This window comes from Verrucomicrobium sp. 3C (genome assembly GCF_000379365.1).
Lineage (GTDB): Bacteria > Verrucomicrobiota > Verrucomicrobiia > Methylacidiphilales > Methylacidiphilaceae > Methylacidimicrobium.
Genome location: NZ_KB901875.1, coordinates 72,336 through 87,655 on the forward strand (window position 1 = coordinate 72,336; position 15,320 = coordinate 87,655).

The 15,320-nt window shown below is 60.7% G+C and carries 13 protein-coding genes and 3 pseudogenes; 5 read left to right on the forward strand and 11 right to left on the reverse strand.

Features of this window, described 5'->3' with window-relative positions:
* Nucleotides 1-7: 7 nt before the first annotated feature.
* From A37A_RS17860 to A37A_RS21950, 5 genes and pseudogenes are all read right to left on the reverse strand, one after another.
* Nucleotides 8-730 carry a nucleotidyl transferase AbiEii/AbiGii toxin family protein gene (locus A37A_RS17860; RefSeq protein ID WP_018289598.1) on the reverse strand — a complete coding sequence of 241 codons (723 nt, stop codon included), beginning with the start codon at nucleotides 728-730 and terminating at the stop codon, nucleotides 8-10.
* Complete coding sequence (locus A37A_RS0100515; RefSeq protein WP_018289599.1) at nucleotides 727-1,560, reverse strand: type IV toxin-antitoxin system AbiEi family antitoxin; 834 nt, start codon at nucleotides 1,558-1,560, stop codon at nucleotides 727-729. The genes A37A_RS17860 and A37A_RS0100515 overlap by 4 nt, the downstream gene beginning before the upstream one ends.
* A 263-nt stretch (nucleotides 1,561-1,823) precedes the next feature.
* A pseudogene (locus A37A_RS14830) lies at nucleotides 1,824-2,102 on the reverse strand (nucleotidyl transferase AbiEii/AbiGii toxin family protein); the annotation flags it as partial.
* A pseudogene (locus A37A_RS14835) lies at nucleotides 2,095-2,517 on the reverse strand (transcriptional regulator); the annotation flags it as partial. The pseudogenes A37A_RS14830 and A37A_RS14835, both read right to left, overlap by 8 nt.
* Nucleotides 2,514-2,744, reverse strand: a complete 231-nt coding sequence (locus A37A_RS21950; protein WP_343122727.1) for a hypothetical protein — start codon at nucleotides 2,742-2,744, stop codon at nucleotides 2,514-2,516. The gene A37A_RS21950 and the pseudogene A37A_RS14835, both read right to left, overlap by 4 nt.
* A gap of 262 nt (nucleotides 2,745-3,006) precedes the next feature.
* Between A37A_RS21950 and A37A_RS20960 the strand changes: the two are divergent.
* Nucleotides 3,007-3,220: pseudogene (locus tag A37A_RS20960) on the forward strand (IS30 family transposase); the annotation flags it as partial.
* A gap of 147 nt (nucleotides 3,221-3,367) precedes the next feature.
* Nucleotides 3,368-3,835: a PH domain-containing protein gene (locus A37A_RS0100540; protein ID WP_020493819.1), complete on the forward strand. Its 468-nt coding sequence runs from the start codon at nucleotides 3,368-3,370 to the stop codon at nucleotides 3,833-3,835.
* A gap of 313 nt (nucleotides 3,836-4,148) precedes the next feature.
* On the opposite strand, the gene A37A_RS20965 is transcribed toward A37A_RS0100540, so the two are convergent.
* The 4 genes from A37A_RS20965 to A37A_RS0100555 form a co-directional block, all read right to left on the reverse strand.
* Nucleotides 4,149-4,292: a hypothetical protein gene (locus A37A_RS20965; protein ID WP_231363705.1), complete on the reverse strand. Its 144-nt coding sequence runs from the start codon at nucleotides 4,290-4,292 to the stop codon at nucleotides 4,149-4,151.
* 182 nt (nucleotides 4,293-4,474) lie between these two features.
* A complete protein-coding gene (locus tag A37A_RS0100545; protein ID WP_018289604.1) occupies nucleotides 4,475-6,841 on the reverse strand; it encodes a hypothetical protein in 2,367 nt (788 codons plus the stop codon).
* The gene (locus A37A_RS0100550) at nucleotides 6,823-9,465 is read right to left on the reverse strand and encodes a VirB4 family type IV secretion system protein (RefSeq protein WP_018289605.1); all 2,643 of its coding nucleotides are present in this window, start codon (nucleotides 9,463-9,465) and stop codon (nucleotides 6,823-6,825) included. The genes A37A_RS0100545 and A37A_RS0100550 overlap by 19 nt, the downstream gene beginning before the upstream one ends.
* Before the next feature lie 16 nt (nucleotides 9,466-9,481).
* Nucleotides 9,482-10,975, reverse strand: coding sequence for a hypothetical protein (locus A37A_RS0100555; RefSeq protein WP_155996372.1), 1,494 nt, complete (start codon nucleotides 10,973-10,975; stop codon nucleotides 9,482-9,484).
* A 60-nt stretch (nucleotides 10,976-11,035) separates the two neighbouring features.
* Here A37A_RS0100555 and A37A_RS0100560 point away from each other — a divergent pair, with 60 nt between their 5' ends.
* The gene (locus A37A_RS0100560; protein WP_231363706.1) at nucleotides 11,036-12,982 is read left to right on the forward strand and encodes a GspE/PulE family protein; all 1,947 of its coding nucleotides are present in this window, start codon (nucleotides 11,036-11,038) and stop codon (nucleotides 12,980-12,982) included.
* A 351-nt stretch (nucleotides 12,983-13,333) separates the two neighbouring features.
* Here the strand turns inward: A37A_RS0100560 and A37A_RS0100565 are convergent, their stop codons facing one another.
* Together A37A_RS0100565 and A37A_RS0100570 are read right to left on the reverse strand one after the other, a co-directional pair.
* Complete coding sequence (locus A37A_RS0100565) at nucleotides 13,334-13,813, reverse strand: hypothetical protein (RefSeq protein WP_018289608.1); 480 nt, start codon at nucleotides 13,811-13,813, stop codon at nucleotides 13,334-13,336.
* Nucleotides 13,814-13,841: 28 nt separating this feature from the next.
* On the reverse strand, nucleotides 13,842-14,156 hold the full coding sequence (locus A37A_RS0100570; protein WP_018289609.1) for a hypothetical protein: 315 nt from the start codon (nucleotides 14,154-14,156) through the stop codon (nucleotides 13,842-13,844).
* Nucleotides 14,157-14,302: 146 nt separating this feature from the next.
* On the opposite strand from A37A_RS0100570, the gene A37A_RS0100575 reads away from it, so the two are divergent.
* Nucleotides 14,303-14,848, forward strand: a complete 546-nt coding sequence (locus tag A37A_RS0100575) for a hypothetical protein (protein WP_018289610.1) — start codon at nucleotides 14,303-14,305, stop codon at nucleotides 14,846-14,848.
* 21 nt (nucleotides 14,849-14,869) lie between these two features.
* A complete protein-coding gene (locus A37A_RS0100580) occupies nucleotides 14,870-15,280 on the forward strand; it encodes a hypothetical protein (protein ID WP_018289611.1) in 411 nt (136 codons plus the stop codon).
* The last annotated feature ends 40 nt before the right edge of the window (nucleotides 15,281-15,320 follow it).

Below are 15,320 nucleotides of genomic sequence, written 5' to 3' on the forward strand. Positions count from 1 at the left end.
GCCGCCATCAGGCCGCTGAGCGGTCCCGCCAGCTCCGATTCCGCGACATCCCCGCAGAGGATTGCCCGAAGCGGAGGGAGGGGCAACCAAAGGCGGCGACGACGGATTTATTGTGATCGGCCGGGACTTGTTCTTCGAGCATTGGCTTTCTCCCGTTATGCGGCGGCCTTGGCACCGGCCGACGTTCAGCACGTCCCTTTATTTGCCTAATCATAACCTCGTTCCCGTTCATTCTCCAGTCGCCCTTACCAGCTGCGCTACTTAGCGCGAGTGCGCTGCCGATCCTTGGCTTCTCATCCACAGCCGTCTCGATCATGACGCGGTTCTGCGGCTGCCGCTGCCAAGGGAAGCGCGCGCGAATCGTGAAGGCCACCCGGCCTCCCGGGTGCGGATCCTTTTCCGTGTAGCGCTCGCAGACGATCTCCACCGGAGCGTATTCGTTCAACAACGTCGACGCGGCGACGCAGGCTTCCCGGACGGCGCGCTCCATCGCTTCGCCTGTGGGGACACCCTCCAGCCCGGAAAAATCGAGATCCTCGGAAAAGCGATAGTCGCCGAAGTAGCACTTCTTGAGCGCCGTCCCACCCTTGAAGACGAGCGTCTCCCGGAGCCACTCGACCGTACCGATACCGGCCAGCATCCATGAGAGCAGGTAATCCCGCTCGAGAACATCCCAGGGGAGACCGAGGCGCTTGCGGGCTTCCTCTAGTCGTGTGCGGAGGGGCCTCATGCCATTACCTTCCCGGGAAGGTTCTCCTGGATCATCCAGCGTGCATTGGTCGATCCCTTGCGCGGCCCACTCGGATCGAGGTTTCGGTAGCCCTTGATTGGACACGCGCCCAGCCGTTCGAGCTTCGAGAAATCCAATCCCTGCCGTTCGAGCACCCAACCGAGGCGCTTGGGCGTTGCCGCGTCGAGCTTGAGCGAATACTCGATGATCCGCTCGAGATCGAGGTCGGCGCCGCGGGCCTCGAAGGCGTGCAGCACCTCGGCGAAGTCTCCGCAGTACTGAGGCATGGAGAGGCAGTCGAGCAACGTGCGCTCGGGATCGGTGATCGTCACTCGCGTCTGGTCGACCCACACCTTCTCCGTTCCGAAGAATCTCTCGGGCTTTACCCGAACGAACTGGTAGGTCGTATCGCCGACGTGATAGCCCTGGCCGCGCCGCTTGGCCTTAGCTCCCCGCATGCGCGGAACCGAGGCCTCGGTGGTCGTGAGGACGAACACCTTCCTGGGACCTTGCTCCGTCAGGCGGTGGTAGTGCAGCGCCGACCAGTGCGAAATGGCCGCCGGCTCGACCAACGCCATGGCGATCTCGAACTCGTGGAGGGGCGCGACGCCGGGGATCGCGGGCGAAAGCGCGTACAACCCCCGGCGGAGCGAGACGATCCAGCCGTTGCGCCGGAGATGATAGAGTGACTCGCAAAGATAGGCGTCCTTGAGCCCGACTCTAGATGCCAACTGGCGAGCCCGATCCGTCGAGAAGATCCTATCCCCCTCGGCCGCGAGGAGCCGAACCAGCTCGATCCCGACATCGGTCTTCTTGGTACGGCCTGCCATCGAGCTTGCTCCAAGCTCCGTGCTTCGCAAGCTGCGGAGACATTCGTAGTTTTAGCGAGGTAAACATTGGATATTGTCAAATGTTCGCCATTATATGTCTAGAACAGATCCTCAATCCCGGTCTTGCAACCAGCCGGGATTCCCGCCCAAGTGGCCCGGGGCTCAGCGGGACCATCTTCGCGACAGATTCGGCTCCGATCCACCAATCACCGACTCATGCCTCCGGCCTTTTCCCTGCCGCTGAGGGGATCCGTCCGCTGCTTATCCCGGAATGCCGCCAGCATCGCGTCTTCGCTCAGGTCGCCGAAGCCCAGCAGATCGAGATCGCGCGTCCCGCGCTGCGGATTGCCGAACCAGCTCGTCATCAGCATGGCGCCTTTCAACACGAAGCGATCGGCGTAGACTGACCGGCTCAGCCGGAACAGAAGGCGCTCCAGAGCGAAGCGCGTGAGCACCAGATCGAAGCTCTGCCCGTTGGCCTTGGATAGGTTGAGCAGGCGCGCACGCACCGAGGCGCCGACGTTCTTGATCGCCTTACCCATTGGCGGTCAATACCGCTAGATAGGGACGGATCACGGTTCCGACCCCGCCCGTTTCCGCCGCCCTGGCGATCTCGGCCGGCGTGGCTTTCCGACGACGCAGAGTTTCCTGAAGGCCTTCGAGGGCGACGGCGAGACCGATCTTGCCGCGATGCCGGAAGCAGTCTGCGGTCGTCTTCGCCACGCCGAATACCTTGACCGATACGCCTTCGATCAGATGGGTCTCGACGCTCTCGGCGAGTAGCTCGTCCGAGAAACGCAGCACGCGGATCGGCATGTCGCCCGGTTTTAGCGTCCAGTCGTTCCGGCCGATCGCGATCCACACTTTCTTAGGAAGCTGATCCGTGAGCCCATGAAAGGCGAGCGCCGAAATGAGGCAGATCACGCCCTTGGGGAAACGCTTGGCCGCCTCGGCTAGGTGTCAGGTCCCGGATGATTACGTACTGTTTTTTGGAAGAGCTGCGGATGGGATTGTTGCCATGTTTTTAGGGCCTGAAGCGGGGTTTGATGATTGAGCGATTTTTGAGGGAGGTGCTCGTTGTAGAGCCAAGCGTAGCGGTGGAGCGTGGTTTTTAGGTCGAGGGAGCTTGGGAAGTGATGAGTACGTAGGATCTGCGCCAGTCTTCCGTTGAAGCCCTCCACCATGCCATTGGTGCGAGGCGTTTTCGGCTTGGTCAGGCGGTGCTCGATGCCCAATGCTTGGCAGAGCGCGTCGAACTCATGGGATCCAGTGGCATCCTTGGGTTCTTGGCCGAAGACCCGATCGGTGCACTCCTTGCCGTTATCGATAAGGATGGTTCGGATTTTCACGGGTGCCGCTATGGCCAGCCCGTGGAGGAAGCTGCGGGCGGGCCGCCGCGGTCTTTGTGCGCTGGATGGCGAGGAAGACCCAGCGGATGGCTCGGGTCCTTGGCAACGACCCACGAACGAGAATCTCAACGGGCTGCCGCGGCAGTATTCCACCAAAGATACCAACCTGTCCATGCTCGCAACGCTACTTGACCCACGTTGCCGAAGAACTCAATAATCGGCCCGGGTAATCACTGGGCTTTCCAGCACCAGACGAAGCCATGCTTCAGCACATCAAAGAGTTATACGGTGCCGTTGCACTTGAAACTTGAAACCTCCCCAAGATCATTTGGCCGAAGCGCGAGCCGCAAGCGCCATGATGCTGAACCCGGCAGTCGACCGGACCAGCGCGAAAAGCCGTGCAGGCCGGCTACTTCTACGCAATGTCTTAAGAGCAAACCACAAGCAGAAGGAAGATTATGAGCTATATTGATAAAAATCTTATGAATGGTGAGAACTTGGTTTATCTCGGCAAGTTGCATTGGGTAATATTTCTTCGGCCAATAATTTGGTTTATCGTTGCTATCATGTTTTTTGTTTTCGGTGGCAATAGCACTACGTCTAGCGTTGGCGTCCTATTTATTCTGATCGCACTAATTTCAGCTATTGATTCATTTATTCAGTACAGGACATCCGAATTTGGAATAACAAATAAACGCCTTATCGCGAAAGCTGGCTTTATCCGCAGAAGATCAACAGAGGTGTTGCTTAATCAGGTTGAAGGCATTCAAGTGAACCAGGGAATTTTGGGCAGGATTCTGGGGTTTGGTTCCATCACGTTTGGTGGTACGGGTGGCACGAAAGATCCTTATCCTAACATAGCCGCACCTTTTGAGTTTAGAAAAAAAGCACACGAGCAAATTGCCGTTGTTCAGGGTTCGAAATAGAAGTAATTGCACAACGATCGCATCAATTCAAACTGACAATTGCGCCGCGCCTCATAGCCAGCTGACTATGCGGATCGACTAGTTGCTACAATAACACATTAAGAGAGGCATGGCGGTTCTTCCCTGTACGGAGTGGGTGGAGGGAGCAGACTTTTCATTGAGGGATGGGGCTCATCCCGGCTTCTCCCAACCTCTGAAGCGTGGCCTCTAAGCGGCAGCAGGAGCTGCGTGCGCAAGTAGATCACCAGCTCTTCCTGTCCCGCATTGAGTGTCGTCGGAAGATGATGCGGCGTGTGGCTGGCGTCCGCGGGCGTTATCCCGCTTCCGCCACCGGCGAATCGTCTGCCGAGTCACGCGAAACTGCCTCGCCAACTCGTAATCGCTGCCCTTTGCCCGCCAGAATCGCCGTGCGGATCGCCGGCGTAGTCGTCACATTTTTGTACAGGGTGATTCTCATACTTTTACCTCGGCTTTCCAGTTTGCCACAACCACCCGAAGCACCGCACGCCCGAGCAACAACGGACGGCGATTTTCCAGAATGTAATCATGCGAACCCCAACATCTAGAGAATAGTACGTCGTTTTGACGTAACATGCTTGCGTTGCGGGGCGGGGACACGATTCCTGCTCCGTGGCTCTCCTATTCCTCCGCCACTCGCTGCTGTAGCATTGCCCGCAGGCCGCCAGTGTGGTCAGAGACCAACGCCTCCCAAAGCGTCCTGTCGGATAGCACGACATCGACGAGCTGCTCCAGGATCCGATCCAGCCGTCTGGCAAGCGCCGGGTCTCCAGGTGTCCGAACCGCGGACGCCAGCGCGCCTGGAATACCAGGATCTGCCCGCATAACCGTCCTCAACGCCAACCGGAAGGCAACCACTCTTTCCGGCGAAGCGAGAATCCAGCCGGCCAGCGGTTGCCAGCCGTTGCCGTAGGCAATCACGGCGACCATCGACTTCCAGAGTTCCGATCCAGGTTTCGGAGCGGAGGCAAACAGTTCCCGCCTAACCGAGATCCCCTCGACCGGATCGAGCGATCCTTGAGGCAGTCGCCAGCCTCGGTTATCGAGTTCCTTGCACGCGGGCACCGCAATCGAATGCAGCGGCGAATGAGGGCCCGCCTCGGCCAGCGAGCGGTAAAGGTCAGCCAAGATCGCGGGATCCGAAAGGTAGCGGCTCCAGACCCCGGTCAGGACCGATGCGGTAGGAATGTTCCATGCGTCCAGCGCCCGAAGAATCGTGACCGGCGCGTCGGTGCCGGACAACTCGTCCGCGCTGCGCTCGGCCAGCCCCGATGCCGCGGGCAGGGTAAGGATCCGCCCGTAGAATGACAGGAAAGCCTCGGGTCTCGCCTTCCAACGAGCCGCCATGAGCTTCCGCAAGACCGCCGCGCGCCTGGCCTCCTGCCGCAATCGGCCTAGAACCGCAGGCCATCCGTCGGCAAATGCCCACTGGCCGAAGGCGGTGCGGAATTGCTCCCCGGGAGTGCCCGCCGGCGGGAGACTGGCTTTCGCGTCGCTTGCCGCAAGGTCCTCCGCCGCGCTCTTGCACCAAGACCAGACCTCCTCGCGTCGGACCACTCCGCGAAGGACGGGAGCGGAAGCAAAGATCTCGAGGAGCTCGGGATCGTTGCCTACCAGCTCCTTGGCCCAGACGCCAGCGTAGCCAGGCTCCCTGGCGTAGGCATCGGAGAGTAGACGGCGGAGTAGTTCCTGGTCCGCCTCGATCAGACCGCTCCAGCACACGTCGCTAGTCCGTAGATACCGGCCGAGCGCGGCTCCGAATCCGAGCAGCTCGTCCTGTCCCAAATGTCCCGCATTCAACTTCCGGCGCAGCTCGGCCGGCGTGGTGTGCGATACCGCAGGATCCGACCACCACCATGGGCTATCCAGCCATGCTTCCTCCCAGGACGCTCCAGCCTGCCAGACTCCGCGCAACGCCATTGCCGCGGCTTCCGGGCTTTCGACCAGCGTTCTGGACAGCGCCTCGCGCGCGGCGAGTCCCGCCGTTTCCGCTGGCCGGCCCAAATCGTACAGCAACCAGTCGGCGAGTCGCAACTTACCGGCCAGCAGCCAGTTGTCGACAATGGGAGCCGCCTTGAAGACTTCCGCTTGCACAGGCGATCTACCCGGCGCCACTTCTTCCCACAGCCACCGGGGCCGTCCCCAAAGCTTGCCGGTGAAGCCTAGAGCGAAATATGTCCCCGCCCATTCACCTCCTCCGTCGCTACTGAGCGCGTCCGCCAGCAGCTTTACCGCCGACCGATACGGTCCGTCCCAAGAGGAAACTCTCCGGACGAGCTCGGCGCCGTAAGCCGGATCGGCGGCGAGATCCGCGCGCAAGCGATCGAGAATGATTTCCCATGCCGGCTTCCAGTCGGTCGACCGGCCGTAACGAGCGAGGGCGGTGGAGTAGGAGCCTCCTCGCGAGGCGATCTTGGCGGCCTCCTCCCAGCGTTGCTGCGGAGGTTCGTCTTTCCCGGGCGGGCGCGCCCGGGCCGCCGCGGCGGCGGCCTCGGCGAGAGACTTCGGCGCCCTCCCGAGCAGCAGAGCCCTCTCGGTCAAACACCTTTCCGGCGTCGCTTCGACCCACCAGCCCAGCAGGGAGACCGACATCCGCGGGTTGGATGCGGCGGCCGACAGGTATTTCGTCGCATTGCCGTTGGCGAGGTTTTCGACTTCGGCATGGGCCTCCTTTTCCGGAACGCCCACGCTCCAAAACGCCTGTTCGAGGGCCAGGGCGAATGAGGCGTCTCCGCCTTGTATCGCTCCCGCAATCCGTTCCGGACGCTCCAGAATCTCCTCGCGTACCGTCTGAGCGAAAAGCGACTGGGAGAGGTAATCGCTGCTTCGGCCCTCACGGATGAGCCATTGAAGGACCGTGGCCGCGCCACCAGACTTGGCGAGTATTGGATCTCCCTCGATCCCGGCAATGCGAGTGTCCGGATCGGCCAGAAGATCGGCGGCTGCGGCCACCAAGAAGCAATAAGCGATCAGGACGATTGTCCGCATGGATATTTGACCGCCAGCGCTCGAATCGCGCGCTCCACGTCCCCTCCGAATTCGGCGATTACTTCTTGGCGTAACTTCCGCTCGTTTGTGTTCGTCGTCAGAAGCCACCGCTCCTCGGGCTCAAGCCTGATCCTGATTCGGCCCGATAGCCTGTCTGTACCCGTTCCGCGGACGAGAAGAGCTTCCCGGTACAGGTTGGGTTCTCCGTCTGGATCCGTTCCCGATCCGGAGCGGAGACTTTGCAGGATTTCGCGCTCACCGTCCCAGAGAGCCAAGAACTTCGCGGCTTCCTCGATCTCCGGCATCGGCCCTTGTTCGAGCAGAAACCAAGTATGCACGCTCTGCTCGACCGCCACGCCCACCGATTCGTTCCTCCGTAAGTCGCGTAGCGATTGTGTTTCGGCGAATACCGCCACGCCTTCCTTCCGGTAGGTTTTCATTGCTTCCAGGATCAACGCCGAGAGCGTCGGATCGTTGAGAAAGGACCAGAATTCCCCGAACAGCAGGATCTTGGAGGATTGGTTTCTGGCGAGCAGGAGCTTGCGCGCGAGCATCGCCAGAAGGGACACGTAGGCCTTGCTCAACGTCATGTCCCTGGTCGGGTCCTGCAGGTCCTGCGCCCGCACCAGGCCGTCCACATCGAAATACACCACCTTCGATCGAATGGAGAGCTCGGTCGGCCCGTCGAACCACGCCCCATGCGAGCCTTCGCGCGTGAACAAGCGAAGTCCGGATGCGAGCCGTTCTCCTCCCGAAACCGCGCGGAGCTTCCTGTGCAAATCGGACAGTTCCGCATGTTTTTCACGCGTTGCGGCATCGGCGAATGTCTGTTTGAGACAGGAGTTGAGCCTGAGTTGTTCCTCGGAACCTTGCGGAGCGCTTCCGGCTGCCGCAAGCAGGGCAATCACCGCTTGCTCGACCGTGGCGATGGTGGCGGAATCGGGCTCGATCACCCGTCCATCGGGGGAAAACGCCTCCAGCGGATTGAGGCGAACCGGGTGGTTGTGGTCGAATCGGATGGTCTGTCCGCCCAGGAGACCGACAAGAGCCTCGTAGCTCCAGCCGCGTTCCAGGATCACCATCGTCCCGTCCCGCTGGTGTGCGTCCAGGGCGAGCTTGCCCAGGAGAACGCTTTTTCCGGCGCCAGTCTGCCCTGAGACCCCATGAATCGGGGCGGCAACGTTCTCCCGGGAGTAGGGATCCAAAGCTATGAGACCGCCACCGGCTTCAAAGACCGATACCGCCCGCTCTCCGCTCCGCAATCCCCGGGCGCTGGGCGTCAAATCCCCGGCAACCCGGCTGGGGCAGCGGTGAGTGTAGACCAGCGGTGCGTAGACGCCCGGAAGGGATGAGACAAAGATCTGAATCAGCCCGTCCGGGCCGTAGCTCCATCCCTTGGCCTGGCAGACGTTGCCGAGAATCGCCAGGACGATCGAGCGCCGCTTGCGCAGTTCCGCCAGGTCTCGATGCCAAAGATGAACGGTCCATTGCACGACGACCGCTTCCTCCCGGCCGGAAAGGATGTCCTTGTGCAAGGCCTTCGCCTCGTCGATCCTGGCACGATATTCCGGGTTGCCCTCGATTCGCTTGGTCCGCTCCATTTTCTCGACGATATCCTGGTCGAAACCGGCTCCCAGGATCGTGTCGAGCCATCCACGTCCAAACACGGGAGCCAATGCCTCCTGCTTGGAGATCTCGTCGAGCAACTCGGCGGCGGCTTGCGCGTTGTTCCGGCGGCGGACGATGGCGGTGATCCGGTAATCGCGGAAGGGAATCTGACTGGCCAGGAAATCGGCGTCAGTCGGTCTCGTTCGCCTGGGCAATTGAGCCAGAGCGACCATTCCATGGTAATATTCCCCCCAGCGGATCGAGTCCGGCAGGAGTTGTACCGGGGAACAGAGGAAACTGGAGAGGAATGATCCGCCAGGGAATGGAACTCGATAATCGATCGCCAGATCCGGGTTAAGCAGTCTGTAGAGGTGAGAGGCTAGCTCTTCCATGTTCATCCGCCGGATTTCGCCGTGGACGCTCCGAATCATCTCGCGAAGCACCGGCTCCGCTGTATCGATGGCGTCGACGGCCCGTCGCCACTCAGTCTGGCTGATCTTGCGTGGGATCACGTAGTCGCTTGCGCTGGCCGAGAGCTTCCGTTGCCAGGCCGGACGCTGATCCTCCGGCCGCTCGGGACGAGCGCACAGGACGCAGATCAAGCTGACAGAAGTGAGCTTGCGTCCGGCGATCCGTGTCCGAATCCTGGCTAGAGCGTCCCGCCGCAGGCTGGGAACGGCGTTCGGGTAGCCTTCGGCGGAACGCAGCTCTTCTTCGAAGTCCCCATTGGCGACCCAGTGATAGGCAACTTGTACGATGCCTTGCGGAAGGCGGCAGTAGACTTGGGAAATCTGGTCGAAGAGGCGTTCAACGCCTTCCATTGACATTGCTTCCGGGTGTGGAAAGCGCACGTCGAAGAACGCATGCACGCCGCCGAACTTGTCGATCAGCGTGCCATCCACCGGGTCTCCGGCGTAGGGCAGAACATTCGCGAAATCGACCGGCGTCTGGTCCCGGTTCGGTCGGAAACTGATCGGCTTGGGACGGAGTTTTCTAAGCAGGGTTATCGCTGTCATGTGAATGCTTCCGGATTCAGTTGGCGGGTGTCGATGGAGGGACTATTCCGGTGTTGACGAGTTCCGGCGTCGCCGTGACGCCTCCAGCTCCGTTCTGGCTAGCCGCTTGACTCAATGCGGTCAGGATGGCCACTTGCTTGCTGCCGGCTTCCGCCTGAGAGAGGTCGGCGTATTTGTTGTATTCGTCGTTCCTCTGGACAAGAAGGCCGTGCAAAGTCTGGTTGTTGGTGTTCAGGTAGTTCTGCGTCCTGTTGATATCCGCATTCACCGCGATCTGCGCGTTCTGCACGTTGCGTTGGGCCGACAAGACGCTCGGAATCGCGTTTGTTTCGCTTAGACTCTCTCTCAGCCCATTCAGATCCGTATTCATTGCAGTCAGTTGCGCGAATGCTTCCTGCAGATATCCGATCGTCTGCGTGTTGGCTGCGGATTGGGCCATGTTCGCCGTGATTGCGGCGTTCGATTCCGACATGTAGTTCTGGTATTTGGCCATCTCGGAGGCGGACAACCCCGTGACCAGCACCATGTTCGACGGCGTTCCGCCTGCCGGCAAACCCATGACGGCGGCGGCATAGGATGGCGATGTCGTTGCTTGGGCGTGAGCCGTGGACACCCAGGCCAGCGGCAATTTTCCCACGGATAGCAGCAGTCTCTCAAAGAGAGCCATGGGACCGGAACGAATGCGGCGAATAGAGGCACTCGGCGTGCCAGTCGTTGATGATGAGGATGGTGCGGAGGTCGGAGTTCCAGCCGTTGACGATGCAGAGCCGTTTAAGGCGTCAATCGGAACGGGAGTGCCCGTCAAAGGATGATAAATCATCGACGAATTCGCCGAGCTTGAGGCGTAGAACTCCTGCATCGCCTGCGGCGATCCCGAATGAACGGCTGTCATGTAGGCAACATCCGATGGCGTCATCCCTCGCACGTAAGCTCCGTCGCCAACTGGCGTGCCGACTGGCGTCGTTCCTAGATTTGCCGCCATCTGCTCCTGATTGGCTCCGGATGTCGGCTGGGAGGAGTAACTCGATGCGAGCATCGGCACGGCTCCCAATAGTTCCATCGGCAGCATCGTAACCAACGATGGCAGGACGCTGTTGGTGGAGATCGGTAGGCCGTTGATGCCGGTGATGCCGGTTGCGCTCGCTCCACCGCCTGGCGCCGCCACGCCTGTCACCGGAGATCTCATCGGCGTGCCGTATCGCCCCGTGAGAGGCGTAACGGTGCTGTTTGGCGCGTTCGACACCGTTGTGCCGAGAGTGCCGGCTCCAGATCCGGCAGCCTTGTTGAGCGAGAGCGCCGTTTTATGGGCGCCTTCCTTCAGGCGCTTCATGACGGCGGTATGCTCGCCCAGCTTGCTGCCCATGCTCAGCTGCATCGCCCCGAGCGAAGAGAACATCGCGGCAGTCCAGTATGCCGCGTTTCCGACGAAATCCACCGCCTGTTGCGCGCAAGCGCTCCACAGCATCGCGCAAAGCGCCACCGCTACGAGCCAACTTCGAAAGCTTTTCATGTCACATGTATGCGCTGATCGGATCGGCGCATAACACCCGCAATGGATCCTGGATGGCTTTTGCTGCATGAGCTACAGAACGGCGGCGCCATCCCTGGCGGCCGGTTTCTGGACCCTGATCGTCAAGCCGAGAAGGCGCTGCTCGAAGCGAAGATTCCGTCCGAACGCTGGGTAGAGGCTCTCAGTCGGTGTAATCTTCCGTCTTTTCTCCCCGCCGATGGTTGCAGACCCGGGCGGGAGGAAACGCCAAAGGAACTCGTCCAGGAGTGGGCGGTCGTGCTGATGCGCGAGCCAGCGGTCCTGATCGGATGCCTCAACCCCTTTCGATTGTCTGGCATCATGACGATTGCACCCGTGCTCTACCCAAATAAGCTGTGGCTGTCTTGCTTGCTTACTCCGCAAACATGGAAGGCGGTCGAATCGGGCGAGTCCGGCGCATCGGTGTCGACCGACTCCCTTTTGCGTGCATCAGGCTGGCCTCCGGAACTCTATCCCTCCCCCTCGGACGTACTCGCAAGTCTACACAAATCCGAAGCGGGACTGGCCATTCCGCAATCCTGGCTCTCTCCAGCCAGACTCCTGCGCTGCGGCGGCATTCTGATCTGGGAAACAGAGACCATGGCCTGGGTTGCCACCGACCGGTTCGCCAATGGCCGATTCCGTAGCGATGCCATTGCCGAGCTGATGGGCAAGCGGCCCATTCTGCTGTCACAAGGATCCGAAGAGTTGGCGGTCTTGCGATCCCGGTTGCCCGCCACGAATCATCACGCCAAGGTCGCCGGGGAATCGCTCTCGATGACCCATTGGCCGGCGACCAAGGATCAAGATGTTCTTTTTCGGACGATCATGAGCGCCGCAATCCGCTCGGGATCCAGTGATGTCCTTGCGACTCCCCTCCCGTCCGGGCGTTGCCGGATTCGGTTCGCCATTGGCGGGGAATGGGTGGAGCAGGCGTGCATCACCGGCGATCAGCACCGGGAGCTGCTCATCCGCGCGAAGACGGTCGGAGAAGGAATGAAGCCGGATCTCACCTGTCTTCCACAGGACGGGGACGGACAGATCCTGATCGACGGAGAACTGCGCCGGCTCAGGTTGTCCGTCCTTCCGCTGGAAGCGGGCAACGACCAGTTGGCCGTGCGGATTCACGAGGACAAACCGAGGAAGCTTCGAGATCTACGACTGCCGGAAAGAGTCGTTTCCGCACTGCGCTGGTTTTTGGGCAAGCGCCACGGCCTATTTATGGCCATCGGCCCAACCGGCAGCGGGAAGACGACTCTCCTGTACGCCATGCTGCTCGAAATCGTCGACGAGCCCGTTCATCTCATCACGATCGAGGATCCGCCGGAGCGTCGCTTCGCCGAGGCCTCACAGACCAGAGCGGGAGTAATCTCCTACAGCGAACTGATCAAGTCTTCCATGCGCCAATTTCCGCAAGCAATGCTGGTCGGCGAGATCCGCGACCAGCTTGCCGCGCAAAAGTGCGTGGAAGCCGCGCTCACGGGACACAAGGTGCTCACGTCGATCCATGCGTCCGATCCCGCCCAGGCGCTGATGAGAATGCAGATCGGCTTCGGCATCGACCGATCGACAATCGCCAACGCCACCAAGCTTTGCGTCTCGCAGGGCCTGGCTCCCAGGCTTTGCCGCCACTGCAAGGAGGTGCGTCAGGCTACGGCCGAGGAAGTGGCCGTATTCCCAGATGTGGAGTTGCCCTCCTACCAGATAGCCGAGCGGCGCGGGTGCATCCGGTGCCGATGGACGGGGATCGAGAACGGCATGGAGCGGATCCCGATTTTCGAGGTCTTGCCCGTCGATTCCCATATTCGCGCCTTGCTCACCGACGGGGCGTCCGCGGAGAAGATCCGCCGGCATAATCGAGAACGCGGATATCCGACGATCGACGAGGAAGCGGCCAGGCTTGCGTTCTCCGGCGAAATTGAGATCAAGGAAGCCGCGAGATTCCTGGATCTGCCGCCCGCGGCGGGACAGAAATGGATCGGCGCATGATGCGTTGTGCTAGGAATTCGCGATAAGTTGCGGGAAGTCGATGCGCCGGTCATCCTGAACAAGCGGCAGCATCTCCTCGGGTTGCCGGGCTACTGGTTCATCGTCCCCATTGAGCTGGGATTCCTGGGCTACGGGGCTTTCGGAGGCAGCCTAACCAACGGACTGCTGACCGGAGCGATTGCTTATACCGCGTTCTGGATCTTACTCCATGACAAGCCGCCGAATTTCACCACATACTGGTTTCAGTACCTGGCATATCCGAAACGGTTCGGACACCGCGCGCGGGCGCTGCCCACTCCGCCGTTCCGCGACACCGAGAACCTGGTTCCCAGCGCGCGCTGGAGCTGGGCTTCACGGGGCCGCAGGCAAGGAAGCGGCGCCGCCTATCAAGCCTCCCATTCGTTGCCAAATCGCCGGCCAAGCCCAGGAAATGACCGTTCCGCCGATTCCCTGGATAACCCAGCGCGGGTTGCGATGCACTAATCCCAACGCGCCGATCGTGCCCCCATAGATTCCCAGCAGCGTCGCCAGATTCTGCGCCATTAGGGTGGATGGCACGCCCATGGACAGCATCCATGGGTTAAACGTGTTCGCAACCGGCACCGCCGCCATGAACATGCCGACGCCGATCGCCATTCTGGAGGAAGTCGGAATCGTGAGCTCGCCCTGCATGTAGGTCAGGCCGTGCCAGATCCCCAGCACGCCGACCAGCTGCCAAGCGATCATGTGAAAATAGGACATCGCTTGAGTGGCGAATGTCGTTATCGCGGAACTGAAGCCCATTCCTTCCTCCTCTTTGGCGCGAGGCATCCGCTCCGCTTCCTGTTTCATAAAGGAAGCGGAGCAGCGCCTTCGCGGCTTATGTGTGCGGAACCATGGCGTAGAGCGACATGGCAACCGGGGAGACCGCCAAGCCGCCAGCTCCCGCGAGAAACCCAGCCGCAGCCATTCCCCATTTATGCGTCGCAAGGCCGATCGGCGTCATGACGGCGCCGGTCCCGATCGCTCCGAGGTAGCCAACGTTCTTGAGCATCCCGAGACCTCCGGAAAAGATGCCGCCCGATGCACCAGCATCGATCAGCATCGTCCGCGCGTCCGGCATGACCTGCGCCATAGCCGCGGATGCCGTCAGGCACAGCGTGAACGCCAGGAACCCAATGATCTTTTTCTGCATATGACCTCCGATTTGGGTTGTGGACAGCCGCCCGAGCCACCCGGCCCGTTTGGCTGCTTTCCGTGCTTATGCGCTGATCGCGATGGGCGCAGAAAACGGACATCAATCTGCATCCGCATTCGTTTCTGTTCGAGGTCTCGGCCGCCGTGCTCTACGGATTCTGCTTTGCCGGTTGCCGGTCCGGGTTCCCGCCATGGCTGCTTCGGGTGGCCGGTTGGAAGATCTGGTTTCACCATTGGGATCCAAAACGGCGCATCCTGCTGCGCCTCTCCGTTCTGATGATCGCCTCGATTCTTATCGGCGTGGCATTGGTCGGCCCAACCAATGGACCTACGGTTGGGGCGTATCTGTTGGCTGTCCCAGTCTGCTTGAACGTTATTCTCTGCATCGTGGAACGCCTAGCCGACAATCTGGCCCGGCAGCGGTCGAAACGCTGGTGGGAGGCCAATCAGGCGATCCAGCGCACGTCCGGCCGGTACACGTGGATGATGAATATCCGAGCCTGGCCGCACGCGATCCGGGATAACCGGCTTGCCGCAACGCTGACCGGACTGACCGTGCTTCTGGGAATCGCGGCCGAGTTCTTGCCGTTTTACCTTGAGGGCATCGCCATCGCCTATTTCGTCATTGGCACTTGGTCGCTCTTTTTCCTCGAAAGCCAGAGAATCGCTTCCGCCAAGCCTCAAATCTGAAAACTCGCGCCGCCTTTGGACATGAAACTCGCAAAACCCGCTCTTGTCGCCAGCACAAACCCGCTGCTCATTGGCACAATGCTGTCGATCCCCGTCTTTGCGGTTTTGTCTGCCGTGGTTCCCGTGGGCATTGGCATTTTTGGAACGCTTGCCCGCGGCGCTCCGACGCTCTTCTGGGCATATATGCTAGCCGTATTCGGAGCGTTCCTACCTAGAGTGTGGCGTTCGGTTGCCGCCATTGCTTCAACAATCTTGCTGGTATCCGTCCTCCTCGCGGCCGGAGTGAATACTCTGCTGATCCAGCGCTGGCTTCGACTTCCCATCGAGACCCGGGCCGTGCGTACGCCCTACGGCAAACAGGCAACGGAGTTCTGGCAACTGGACAGTCAACCACTCCCGCCAACCGCTTTGCGGTATGGCCGGAGCTTGTGAAAACGGGCTCCTGGTTGACCAGGCTACGTCTCCGAGTTCG

Excerpts from the sequence above, each read along its gene's own strand:
- A37A_RS0100550 (WP_018289605.1), bottom strand. The coding sequence starts at position 9,465 with ATGACAGCGATAACCCTGCTTAGAAAACTCCGTCCCAAGCCGATCAGT.
- A37A_RS0100515 (WP_018289599.1), bottom strand. The coding sequence starts at position 1,560 with ATGGCAGGCCGTACCAAGAAGACCGATGTCGGGATCGAGCTGGTTCGG.
- A37A_RS0100540 (WP_020493819.1), top strand. The coding sequence starts at position 3,368 with ATGAGCTATATTGATAAAAATCTTATGAATGGTGAGAACTTGGTTTAT.
- A37A_RS0100570 (WP_018289609.1), bottom strand. The coding sequence starts at position 14,156 with ATGCAGAAAAAGATCATTGGGTTCCTGGCGTTCACGCTGTGCCTGACG.
- A37A_RS0100545 (WP_018289604.1), bottom strand. The coding sequence starts at position 6,841 with ATGCGGACAATCGTCCTGATCGCTTATTGCTTCTTGGTGGCCGCAGCC.
- A37A_RS20965 (WP_231363705.1), bottom strand. The coding sequence starts at position 4,292 with ATGAGAATCACCCTGTACAAAAATGTGACGACTACGCCGGCGATCCGC.
- A37A_RS21950 (WP_343122727.1), bottom strand. The coding sequence starts at position 2,744 with ATGGTGGAGGGCTTCAACGGAAGACTGGCGCAGATCCTACGTACTCAT.
- A37A_RS17860 (WP_018289598.1), bottom strand. The coding sequence starts at position 730 with ATGAGGCCCCTCCGCACACGACTAGAGGAAGCCCGCAAGCGCCTCGGT.
- A37A_RS0100580 (WP_018289611.1), top strand. The coding sequence starts at position 14,870 with ATGAAACTCGCAAAACCCGCTCTTGTCGCCAGCACAAACCCGCTGCTC.
- A37A_RS0100565 (WP_018289608.1), bottom strand. The coding sequence starts at position 13,813 with ATGAAACAGGAAGCGGAGCGGATGCCTCGCGCCAAAGAGGAGGAAGGA.
- A37A_RS0100555 (WP_155996372.1), bottom strand. The coding sequence starts at position 10,975 with ATGAAAAGCTTTCGAAGTTGGCTCGTAGCGGTGGCGCTTTGCGCGATG.